An 11,104-nucleotide genomic window follows, 5' to 3' on the forward strand; every position below is an offset into this window, starting at 1 on the left:
AAACTCTCATATTCACCTCTTTCTAAATGATATTATACTTTATTTTTAAACTTTATTCAAATAAATTCACAAAGAGAAACAAATCGTATTTTTAATATAATTTTTTTAATTAAAAACACTAATATATCTAGTTTGTTTGAAAATAAAATATTAAAATGATATAATAAAAAAAAAGAATAAATTGGAGGAATTATGAAAAAAACATCAAAAGTTTCAATAATAGGAGCTGGATTTGTTGGTTCAGCCACAACTCTTTCTGTCGTTCTTTCAGGACTTGCATCACATGTAGTCCTTGTTGACGTTAATAAGGAAAAAGCAGAAGGAGAAGTATTAGATATAGCTCATGGAGCTGCATTTATTAAAACTGTAAATATAGTTTCCGGAGATTATAGAGATACTGAAGATTCTGATATAGTAATTATAACAGCAGGTGCAAATCAAAAACCAGGAGAAACTAGACTTGATCTTGTTCACAAAAACGTTGCAATATTTAAAACTATAATTCCACAAGTTGCACGTTATTCTCCTAATGCTGTATTAGTTATAGCTACCAACCCTGTGGACATACTTACTTGGGTTGCATATAAATTATCTGGATTCCCTTCTAATAGAGTTATAGGAACAGGAACAGTTCTTGATACTTCAAGATTAAGATATTATCTTGCAGAAGAATTTGATTTAGACGCTAGAAATGTACATGCATATATTATAGGAGAACATGGTGATTCTGAATTTCCTGTATGGTCTTCAGCATCAATAGGTCCTTTAAGTTTTTATGAATTTTGCGCTAGAGAAGGGAAAGATCCTGAAAAACTAAAAGAAAATATACACGAAAAAGTTAAAAATTCAGCTTATGATATTATATCAAGAAAAGGCTACACTAACTATGCTATAGGTATGGCTACAAGAAGAATAGTTGAAGCTATACTTAGAGATGAACATTCTATACTTACTGTTTCATCATATAATCAATTAGAAGATGTATACTATTCAGTTCCAAATATAGTTGGAAGAAATGGACAACAATTAAAAATATGTCCTGAATTTGAAAAAGAGGAAAGAGAAAAATTAGAAACAACTAAAAAGATTTTAAAAGATATAATAAAAGAATTAGAATTGTAATAAAAAGGCTTAAATGGAGATATCCTTCCATTTAAGCCTTTATTTTATTTAAAATCTACAACTATATTATTTTCGCCTATATAAACATCTTCTATAAGATTAGGATTTATACCCTTAGATCTAAAATCATAAATTTCATTATTATCTAATAATGTATAAACTATACCATTAGATATTTGTTTAATTTGAGCCTGATCTAATATACCAGTTATTTTCTTTATCTTAATATTATTTGTATATAATTTACCATCTCTATATTTTATTCCTGTTTCAATATATATTTTCATTTCAGTAGTTGCACTTGGTAAAAATATGGCACTTAAAACATTACTTACTTCAAGTTTAATAACTACTTGTAATTTGTTATTTTCTACATAAACATCTTCTACTGTACTAGTTCCTTTAACAACTATAAAGTCTTGACTTCCATTAACTTTAGCTGCAACAGATTTTTTTACTTCTGAATTAGGTACATTATATTTATCTATAATAGATAAAGCAGAACATGAAATTAAAAACATACTCATAAATATTGCTATTATATATTTTTTCATAAATTTCCTCCTATAAGTCCTACAACTTCTCTTACTTCTTTCATTTTTTTACTTGCTAATTCATTAGCTTTAATACTTCCTTCTCTTAAAATTTTATTTACATAATCTAAATTATTTTCTAATTTAAATCTTATTTCTCTTTGTTCTTTGAAATAATCAAGTATTCTCTCTAACAATTCTTTTTTAGCATGTCCATATCCATAATTCCCTGCAACAAATTTTTCTTTCATAATATTTAATTCTTTTTCTGTTGCAAATAAAGAATACAATTTTGTTATATTATTATCTGGATTCTTAGATTCTTCAAGAGGTGTTGAGTCTGTAACTATACTCATAACTTGTTTTTTTAATTCTTTTTCAGGAACATACATATTTATAATATTACCATAAGATTTTGACATTTTATCTCCATCAGTTCCTACAACAGTTGCTACCGTATCAAGTATAAGAGGTTCAGGTAATTTAAATATTTCCTTATCATAAAACTCATTAAATCTAATTGCAAAATCTCTAGTAAATTCTATATGTTGTTTTTGATCTTTACCTACCGGAACAAAATCAGTATCATATATCAATATATCTGAAGCCATTAAAACTGGATAATTAAATAAACCTACATTAGGTTTTCCTCCCTTAGCAATCTTATCTTTATATGCATGCCCTCTTTCAAGTAACGCCATAGGAGTTAAATTTGATAATATCCACATAAGTTCAGTATGTAGTGGTACTGAAGACTGTAAAAATATAGTAGATTTTTTAGGATCTAGTCCTGCTGCTATATAATCCATAACAATATTTATACTTTGTTGTCTTAAAAGTTCTGGATTAATTTGACTAGTTAATGAATGGTAATCTGCAATAAAATATAATCCTTCATAATTATCTTGCATATCAACAAATTGCTTTAACGCTCCAAAATAATTACCAAGATGTAAAACTCCACTTGGTTGTATACCTGACAAACTTCTTTTCATATTTTACTCCTTTACAAAGTATGTTTCCTAATTAAATATCTCAATCTACTAGAAACCATCTTTATTCCTATTTCATTTTCTTTACCTCTAGGTATTATTACATCAGCATATCTTTTAGAAGGTTCTACAAATTCAAGATGCATTGGTTTAACTGTTTTTATATATTGATTTTTAATATTTTCAAAACTTCTTCCTCTTTCTTGAATATCTCTTTCCATTCTTCTTAAAAGTCTTTCATCATCATCAGTATCTACAAATATTTTCATATCAAGAAGTTTTCTTATTTTAGGTACTGATAATATTAATATTCCCTCAACTATAATTATAGGCTTAGATTCAACAACTTCTGTTTCCTTGCATCTATTATATTCTGCAAAATTATATATAGGTTTTTCTATACTTTGTCCATTAGTCAAAGCTATAATATGCTCCTCTAAAAGATCAAAATCTATAACATCAGGATGGTCGTAATTTAATTTAACTCTTTCATCAAAAGGCATTTCATCATTTTTTACATAATATGAATCTTGTTCAAGTAACAATGCCTTTTCTCCGCCTTTTTTTAAATCTTCAAGTATTGCTTGAGCAATACTTGTTTTACCACTACCAGTTCCCCCAGCTATTCCTATAACAATAGCTTTTTTCATATTTCCTCCTAAAGTGATCCTAATATCTTTTTAACTTCTACTTTTTCAGTAGTATTTATTAATTTTTCTAACAATTCATCTTCATATGATAATTTAGAAATTTTTTGTAATAAATCTAAATGTTCTCTTTTAGTACTTTCAGGACTAGCAATCATAAAGAATAATTTAGAAGGTTCTCCATCAAAAGAATCAAAATCTAATCCTTCTGGAACAATAGCAACTGCTAAAGCAATTTTCTCAATAGCTGGAGATTTGGCATGTGGTATCGCTATACCATCTTGCATACCAGTTGATGTTAGATTTTCTCTTTCTATCAAATCTTCAAAAAATGTATCAAACATTCCTTCTTTTACTATACCATCATCTTTCAAAAACAAAGATGCCATTTCTCTTAAAATATCTTCTTTATTTTTAGATTCTAATCCAAATACTATTCTATTATCATTTAAAAAATCTGTTATATTCATCTTTTACCTCATTTTTTTTAAAATATCTTTTATAATTTCATCTTCTGACATTATACTTAAATTATATATATTATACTCACTATGATTTTTAAACCAAGTTATTTGTCTTTTAGCATAATTCCTAGTTCTTCTTTTAAGAAGCTCTACAGCTTCATCAAAAGTAGAGTTTCCATCAAAATAATCAAATAATTCTTTATATCCAATAGCTTTATTCGTAGGAAAATTTTCATGTATGTATCTTGCTTCTTCTAAAAGACCATTTTCCAACATATTGTCTATTCTTTTATTTATAATTTCATATAATTCTTCTCTATTTCTAGTAAGAAATACTTTATAAAAAGTATAATCATTATTTTTAATATTTTTATTATTTAAACAACTAAATTTAGAATTTGTCAATTTACATACTTCTAAGGCTCTCACTATTCTAACCTTATTACCTCTATCTATTTTCATATATGTTTCTATATCCAATACTTTCAATTCTTCTAAAAGGTCATTCAAATCTCTTAATTCAAGTTCTCTTCTTAATTTATCATCCTTTGAAGGTAGACTAGAAAATCCATCAGTTATAGCTGAAATATATAACCCTGTTCCACCAACTAACATATATTTTTTAGTATTATCTTTTAATATTCTATTTACAGCTTTCTCATAATCACCAACAGAATAATCTACATTAGGACTAACAACATCTAACATATGATGTTTTATACCTTGCATCTCATCATTTCTTATTTTAGCTGTACCTATATCCATTCCTTTATATATTTGCATAGAATCAGCAGATATTATTTCAAAATTTAAAATTTTTGCTAACTTTAAAGAGAGTGCAGTTTTACCTACACCCGTTGGACCAGCAATAACTAATGAATTATATAACATAAGTAAATTCATATCCTGCTATTATTATAGTATCTCCCTCAACTACACCATTATCCTCTAATACTTTTTCCATACCTAATTTTCTCATTATTTGTAAGAATTGTATTATTCCTTCTTCTCCTATAAGAACATATTTTCTAAGTACATTATCAACAATTTGACCCTTGACTTCATAAACTTCATCATCAAGTTTTTTTACTATCCAATCATCTTGTTTTTTAACAAGATCAGGTAAAACTTCATCAAGATTTGCTTCTTCTTCTATTACATCTCTAGGAATCTCTTTAACTAATCCCCATATTTTACTTACTAATTCTTTCAAATTTTCTCCTGTTAATATAGAACCAAATACTATATTTTCTTTTTCTATACCATGAGAAATTATTTCTTTTTCAAATTTTTCTTTTAATTCTTCTATTCCTTCATATATATTATCAATTTTATTTGCAAATACTATTTGTTTCTTATTTGATAATTTTTTAGAAAATTTTGACAACTCCAAGTTTATTTTTTCAAAATCAATTACTGGATCTCTACCTTCAAATCCAGAGATATCTACTATATGCAAAATCAATTTACATCTTTCTATATGTTTTAAAAATCTATCTCCAAGTCCAACTCCTTCATGAGCTCCTTCTATAAGACCTGGAATATCTGCTATAACAAAACTTTCTTCATCACTTACTTTAACAACACCAAGTTTTGGCTTCAAAGTAGTAAAATGATAATCTGCAACTTTTGATTTTGCAGCTGATACTTTATTTATAAAACTTGATTTACCTACACTAGGATAACCCACTAATGCAACATCTGCTAAAAGTTTCAATTCAAGTTTAACTTTTAATTCCATACCTTCTTTACCAGATTCTGCTATTTTAGGTGCTTTTCTAATAGAAGATTTAAAATGTATATTCCCTCTTCCTCCTAATCCACCTTTAAGTAAAACAACTTCTTCATTATATTCATCAAGATCTACCAAAAGTTGACCTGTTTCATAATCTCTTATCATTGTTCCAACTGGAACTTCAATTATACAATCTTTACCAGAAGCACCTTTACATCTAGCAGCACTCCCTTTAACTCCATCTTCAGCTTCAAACATTTTTTTTGTTTTAAAATCAACTAGTGTATTAATATTTGGATTAGCTCTAAATATTATACTACCACCATTTCCTCCATCGCCTCCATCAGGACCACCGAATTGTACAAACTTTTCTCTTCTAAAAGTAGCTGCTCCATCTCCACCTTTACCTGATTTTACTGTTATTATACTTTCATCAATAAACATTGCCTAGAATTCTTCTCCAGTCTTTGGATAATCTTCTATAATAACACCTTCTGGAACAGAAGTTAAAACTTTTGATGTAACTTGATACACTTTAGCACTCATTGCACTAGTTGCTCCTGATACCATATCTATTAATCTTTGAGCATCTTCTTTATTTAAATTTTCAACACTAAAGGTAACCATTACTCTTTCTTTTACCAACCCTACTATAGTTTGAGCTTCACTTAAAACTCTAGGATTTATTATAGCATATTTAATTCCTGACATTATTTCTTCAACCTCTCTTTTATTATCTTTATTATCTTTACCATAGAAACGTATAGCTCCATTATTTTCTTTATTTACAACAACTTTTTCTTCAACAATTGTTTCTTCCTCTTCTTCTACACTAAAAAATTTATTTAAAAATCCCATTATATACCTCCAAATACATACTATTATTAAATATTATACAACTATTTAGGATATTTGTAAAGTCTTATAAACTTAAAAATAGACTCACAAATGTGAATCTATTTAAAGTTTTTTATTTTAAATTTTTCTTTATACTTTCCTAAAGAAGAACTATAATCTTCCAATAATTTAGTCCAATTATCAATTTCATCATTTCTTAAAGCTATACCTTTAGCAGAAACTACATGCCCTATTCCTCCAGAAAATAAAATTAAGTATCTTTTCATTGCAGGCTTAGGTAATACTAATTCTTCTTTAGAATTTAGTTCCCCTTCATATATTATAAACTTACCAAAGTAATTTTCTCCACCCTCTTCTTCATAAACCGCTTCATTTCCATCGTAAGCCAAATCACTAAGTAAATATATAGTTTCTCCGCTAGCAGATTCTCCATTATCAAATCCACCTTTTATTTTTATAAGACCTTTTTCATTTTCAACTTCACTAACACTTAATAAAGGTGTGTGTGCAAACGTAAATGTTGTAGCAATTAATATAAATAATAATAAAAACTTTTTCATATTATTTCCCTCCTAGTAATATTTTTAATTTATCTAAATTATCTTTTAAAATATATATAAATCCATCTTCATCAACTAAATCATCATCATCTAAATCTACTGGTATGTTTGCTAGTGATAATTTAATATATTTACCACCAAGACTTTCTATCATTTTAATCGTATCTTTACTTAAAGTTTTATATGAAACAAATTTATTAGTTCCTGTTTCTTCCATAGTTTTTTTCAACAGATTCTTATTAGGATTATACCCTATGTTATAATGATATATCTCTAAAGAATCTAATAAATAATCAAGTTCAGAATTTCCTATCTGTATAACTGCTATATCCAATTTATTATCCAAAACATAATCCATAAATTCGTTATAATCCTTCATAAATTTTTCCTTCAGTAATAAAGAATTTTGTTCGAAAATATTTTCATATTTAGGATACAATGATGTTAAATCAAGTTTTAAAATATCTATCATTTTATAAATATTTGAATAATCAAGCCAATTAAATTTAATTTTATTTCCAATATCATCTAACTTTTCATTCAAGACAAGTGATGAATTTTCTCTATAACTATAACTTAAATCAATATCTACAACTCTAATATTATTTCTTCTTGTTATTTCATATATATAATCATCTTCTAAATTATGAGAAAATGATATAACAGCATCAGAATTTTTTAATACCTCTTCCTTATTATCTAAATTATCAAAACTTACTTTTTGATTAAACATATCTGTATAAGAATCAAATACATTAACTACATCTATATCAGTGCCTTTAACTAAATTTTTACCCAAAGTATAACTAACTTGATTAGAAGTTAAAATTTTATTATTTGAAAAACTAACAATAGATAGTATACTAAAAAATAATATATAAATTTTTTTCATTCTTTCACCTTTCCTCAATATTTTTTAATATTTTTAATTAATATAGTTATAAAGAATATTATTACAGCTATTATAATAACAGCTGGTCCCGAAGGAATAGAAACCTCAAATATTAAAGGTAACAATATTCCAAGTAAACAACTTAAAGTTGAAAACAATATACTATATACTATAAAAGTTTTAATATTTTTAGATATATTTCTAGCTGAAGCTGCTGGTATCAAAAGCAATGCTTCAACTAAAGAAGCTCCTATTATTTTTACAGAAGCTACTGTAACTATTGTAATTATAAGTATAAATACATAATCTAAAAATATAACATTGACTCCTCGAACCATTGAAATATTTTTATTAAAACTAGAAAATAGAATTTTGTTATACCATAACATTACAAGTCCAATTAAAACTATATTTACTACAACTAAAACTAATAAATCTAAATCTGAAACTGTTAATATAGAACCAAATAAAACAGATTCTAACATATGGGAATTAACTTTACCAGATATGTATATTATTAATATTGCTCCTATAGCAATAGATAAAGATAAAAATATACCTATCAATGTATCTGTCCCCATATAAGTTCTATTTCTAGTATAATTAATTATTATCGCAAATATTATACAATATCCAAAAAGCATAATATACGGTGAGTCATAAGCTTCTCCTAAAAGAACTCCTATCGCAATACCTGCAAGAGCAGCATGTCCAATAGCTTCTGAAAAAAAAGCCATTTTTTTTATTATAACCATAGTACCAATTCCACCTAATATTGGTCCTATCAAAAATGATGCAATTATTGAATTAATTACAAATCCATATTTAAAAAAATCAGGCAAAATACCACTATTTACTAAATCAACAAAGTATAATCTTAAAAATTCCATACTGCTCCTTACGAGAATATTTCAAATATTCTTTCATCTTTTAATTCTTCCTCTGGTACCCCTGTAAATACAAGAGAAGATTTTATACAGCTTACTTTATCTGCTATCCCAATTATTTGTTTAATATTATGGTGTATCCATATTATTGTAACACCTTCTTTTTTTAATTTCTTAATTTTTTCTATAAAAAAATTTTCACAAACTGTATCTATTCCATTAAAAGGCTCATCTAATATTAATAAATTTGGTTTAGGATATAGTGATTGTGCAAGACTTAATCTTTGTAATTCTCCACCAGAAAGTTCTCCTAATAATCTATCTTTTTTATCATACATATCTATACTCTTAAGTATATTATTTATTTTTTCTTTCAATTCCTTATTTGCTTTAAAAAAACAAGGTTTCTTTTGATATATCATTATAAAAAAATCCCAAACAGTAATCGGTATAGTTTTATCAAAATCTAATTTTTGAGGTACATAACCAATTCTAATATAATCATCATACTTTATTAATATATCCCCTTCGTGTGGCATCATAGATAATAAGGATTTAACTAAACTTGATTTACCTCCACCATTAGGACCTATTAAACAATGTATACTTCCACTATCTATTTTTAAATTAATATCTTCTAAAATTTTATTTTCACCTAAAGTGAGAGAAAAATTTTTAAATTCTATTTCTAACCCTTTACACATACTATTCTCCATTCATCTGGTTTATCAAATCTTCACCTTTCAAAGGTACTATTACTTTAAATTTATCTATATTTTTGATAGCATCTTCTGCATCTTTTATCATTCCTTTATAATACATAATATTATTTTCAACCTTATCATCACTCAATTTTGAAGAAAGTATAAAATTACCTATATGAACATCATTACTTTTACCTATATAATACACAATATTATCATTTTCTACCTTAGTCCATTCTATAGACCCTCTTTTAATCCATAAATCATCTTTGACAAATGGATAAATATTTTCAGTTTCTAATTCATCGACATCTTTAAACTCACTAAGTTCAGTATTTAATTCTAATTCAGTTGAATAGTTATATAAATCTGAATAAAGACCATTTTCATCACTATTAAAATTCTCAAAACTACTTATCTCATTATTTGATAATATTCTGTCAGTTTTCTTTATATTTGTTAAAAATATTAAACTTATTGATAATAATAAAATTAACATAACACTTATATATACATATCTATTTTCTTTAGTATTCTCTAAAGGTTTAATTTTTTTTATCTTCACTATTGCTCCTATAACTTTTTTATTGAATTATAACACTTTTATATCTCTAATTCAAGCAATCGAATTCAGTATTAAAGGATTATAAACATTATTAAAAAGCAATTAATCAACATATTTTTTTTTGGTATTAAAATAGTATAAAAAAAACTGAGTCTTTCGACTCAGTTAATATAATTTATTTATTTTTGAACTTCATACTCTAATTTAACACCAGTAACTGATATTTCTACACGACGATTTGGTGCTAATTCTTGTTTTAATATAGTTAAATTAGAATTTTGTGGATTAACTTTAGGTTGAGTTTCACCTTTACTTGTAGCTACTATTCTTTCTTTAACCCCTAAAGTTTGTAAATAATTCTTAACTGTAGTTGCACGACGTTGTCCTAATCTATAGTTATAGTCATCAGAACCTAATCTATCTGTATGTCCAACAACATCAATTTGTACTACATTTGAATAAACTTTATTTAATTCAGAAGCAAATTTCTCGATTTGAGCTTTTCCTTCAGGTTTCATATCTTTTAATTGATATCTATCAAACGCAAATAATGCATCTGCACTAATTTCTAAAGTATATTTTTGAACAGTTGGAGTTTCTTTTTCAACCTTAGTAACTGGTACTTCTTTAACTACTTCTTTAACTACTGGTACCTCTTTAATTACTTCTTTAACTACTGGTACTTCTTTAATTACTTCAACTATTTGTGGAACATAAATTACTTTAGGTTCTTCAACTTTTGGAGTTTCTACTTTAGGCATTTCTACCTTAGGTGCTACAACTTCTACTGGTTTTTCAACAATAGATTCTACTGGATTATATAATTTACCAATTCTTACCCCTGCAGTAATTCCTACTTTATTTATCACACCTTCTCTTGAATTAGCATCTTCTACATTCTCAGTAGTTTTTGCACTTGATATTACACCTTTATCTAAATGAGTTCTTGAAGCTAATGCTTCTACTACAAATGGTCCATATTCTCCATTAAATCCTAATGCATAATATAACCCACCTGCAGCAGCTTTGTCATTAGTTGGATGTGTTTTATCAACATCTTTAATGAAATTATATCCTAATTTACCAACTATAGCTAAAGGCGCATCTCCATTTTCTGCTTGTAATACATTCGCTTTAATTATTCC

At 26.3% G+C, this 11,104-nt stretch carries 14 protein-coding genes; 1 reads left to right on the forward strand and 13 read right to left on the reverse strand.

From position 1 onward, the window contains the following. Positions 1–192 precede the first annotated feature (192 nt). Entirely contained in the window at positions 193–1,122 is a 930-nt protein-coding gene (locus tag ACWYO2_RS02690) for an L-lactate dehydrogenase (RefSeq protein WP_455514955.1), read from the forward strand. Positions 1,123–1,166: 44 nt separating this feature from the next. On the opposite strand, the gene ACWYO2_RS02695 is transcribed toward ACWYO2_RS02690, so the two are convergent. The 13 genes from ACWYO2_RS02695 to ACWYO2_RS02755 all read right to left on the reverse strand — a co-directional run. Next, a complete protein-coding gene (locus ACWYO2_RS02695) occupies positions 1,167–1,676 on the reverse strand; it encodes a hypothetical protein (RefSeq protein WP_455514956.1) in 510 nt (169 codons plus the stop codon). After that, on the reverse strand, positions 1,673–2,650 hold the full coding sequence (gene trpS, locus ACWYO2_RS02700; RefSeq protein ID WP_455514957.1) for a tryptophan--tRNA ligase: 978 nt from the start codon (positions 2,648–2,650) through the stop codon (positions 1,673–1,675). Before trpS ends, ACWYO2_RS02695 begins: the two co-directional genes overlap by 4 nt. Before the next feature lie 11 nt (positions 2,651–2,661). Further along, complete coding sequence (gene udk, locus ACWYO2_RS02705) at positions 2,662–3,297, reverse strand: uridine kinase (protein WP_455514958.1); 636 nt, start codon at positions 3,295–3,297, stop codon at positions 2,662–2,664. 8 nt (positions 3,298–3,305) lie between these two features. Next, entirely contained in the window at positions 3,306–3,764 is a 459-nt protein-coding gene (locus tag ACWYO2_RS02710; protein WP_455514959.1) for a PTS sugar transporter subunit IIA, read from the reverse strand. Between the two features lie 3 nt (positions 3,765–3,767). Continuing rightward, positions 3,768–4,661, reverse strand: coding sequence for a tRNA (adenosine(37)-N6)-dimethylallyltransferase MiaA (gene miaA, locus ACWYO2_RS02715; RefSeq protein ID WP_455514960.1), 894 nt, complete (start codon positions 4,659–4,661; stop codon positions 3,768–3,770). After that, on the reverse strand, positions 4,639–5,937 hold the full coding sequence (gene obgE / locus ACWYO2_RS02720) for a GTPase ObgE (RefSeq protein ID WP_455514961.1): 1,299 nt from the start codon (positions 5,935–5,937) through the stop codon (positions 4,639–4,641). The genes miaA and obgE overlap by 23 nt, the downstream gene beginning before the upstream one ends. A 3-nt stretch (positions 5,938–5,940) precedes the next feature. Continuing rightward, the gene (locus tag ACWYO2_RS02725) at positions 5,941–6,351 is read right to left on the reverse strand and encodes a cell division protein SepF (RefSeq protein ID WP_455514962.1); all 411 of its coding nucleotides are present in this window, start codon (positions 6,349–6,351) and stop codon (positions 5,941–5,943) included. Between the two features lie 98 nt (positions 6,352–6,449). After that, positions 6,450–6,911, reverse strand: coding sequence for a hypothetical protein (locus ACWYO2_RS02730; protein WP_455514963.1), 462 nt, complete (start codon positions 6,909–6,911; stop codon positions 6,450–6,452). Position 6,912: 1 nt separating this feature from the next. Beyond that, entirely contained in the window at positions 6,913–7,803 is an 891-nt protein-coding gene (locus ACWYO2_RS02735) for a hypothetical protein (RefSeq protein WP_455514964.1), read from the reverse strand. A 14-nt stretch (positions 7,804–7,817) separates the two neighbouring features. Continuing rightward, complete coding sequence (locus tag ACWYO2_RS02740) at positions 7,818–8,693, reverse strand: metal ABC transporter permease (protein ID WP_455514965.1); 876 nt, start codon at positions 8,691–8,693, stop codon at positions 7,818–7,820. Positions 8,694–8,701: 8 nt separating this feature from the next. Beyond that, a complete protein-coding gene (locus tag ACWYO2_RS02745; RefSeq protein ID WP_455514966.1) occupies positions 8,702–9,394 on the reverse strand; it encodes a metal ABC transporter ATP-binding protein in 693 nt (230 codons plus the stop codon). Position 9,395: 1 nt separating this feature from the next. After that, positions 9,396–9,959 (reverse strand): DUF6162 family protein, encoded by a 564-nt coding sequence (locus ACWYO2_RS02750; protein WP_455514967.1) that lies wholly within the window; start codon positions 9,957–9,959, stop codon positions 9,396–9,398. 179 nt (positions 9,960–10,138) lie between these two features. Then, positions 10,139–11,104, reverse strand: a 966-nt coding sequence (locus tag ACWYO2_RS02755; RefSeq protein ID WP_455514968.1) for an OmpA family protein, incomplete at its 5' end; no start/stop codon positions are given.

Source organism: Pseudostreptobacillus sp. (assembly GCF_977040545.1).

What these genes read in the sequence shown, in the direction of transcription:
- ACWYO2_RS02745 (WP_455514966.1), bottom strand. Translation starts at nt 9,394, where the DNA reads ATGTGTAAAGGGTTAGAAATAGAATTTAAAAATTTTTCTCTCACTTTA.
- ACWYO2_RS02690 (WP_455514955.1), top strand. Translation starts at nt 193, where the DNA reads ATGAAAAAAACATCAAAAGTTTCAATAATAGGAGCTGGATTTGTTGGT.
- trpS (WP_455514957.1), bottom strand. Translation starts at nt 2,650, where the DNA reads ATGAAAAGAAGTTTGTCAGGTATACAACCAAGTGGAGTTTTACATCTT.
- udk (WP_455514958.1), bottom strand. Translation starts at nt 3,297, where the DNA reads ATGAAAAAAGCTATTGTTATAGGAATAGCTGGGGGAACTGGTAGTGGT.
- ACWYO2_RS02740 (WP_455514965.1), bottom strand. Translation starts at nt 8,693, where the DNA reads ATGGAATTTTTAAGATTATACTTTGTTGATTTAGTAAATAGTGGTATT.
- ACWYO2_RS02730 (WP_455514963.1), bottom strand. Translation starts at nt 6,911, where the DNA reads ATGAAAAAGTTTTTATTATTATTTATATTAATTGCTACAACATTTACG.
- obgE (WP_455514961.1), bottom strand. Translation starts at nt 5,937, where the DNA reads ATGTTTATTGATGAAAGTATAATAACAGTAAAATCAGGTAAAGGTGGA.
- miaA (WP_455514960.1), bottom strand. Translation starts at nt 4,661, where the DNA reads ATGAATTTACTTATGTTATATAATTCATTAGTTATTGCTGGTCCAACG.
- ACWYO2_RS02735 (WP_455514964.1), bottom strand. Translation starts at nt 7,803, where the DNA reads ATGAAAAAAATTTATATATTATTTTTTAGTATACTATCTATTGTTAGT.
- ACWYO2_RS02695 (WP_455514956.1), bottom strand. Translation starts at nt 1,676, where the DNA reads ATGAAAAAATATATAATAGCAATATTTATGAGTATGTTTTTAATTTCA.
- ACWYO2_RS02725 (WP_455514962.1), bottom strand. Translation starts at nt 6,351, where the DNA reads ATGGGATTTTTAAATAAATTTTTTAGTGTAGAAGAAGAGGAAGAAACA.
- ACWYO2_RS02710 (WP_455514959.1), bottom strand. Translation starts at nt 3,764, where the DNA reads ATGAATATAACAGATTTTTTAAATGATAATAGAATAGTATTTGGATTA.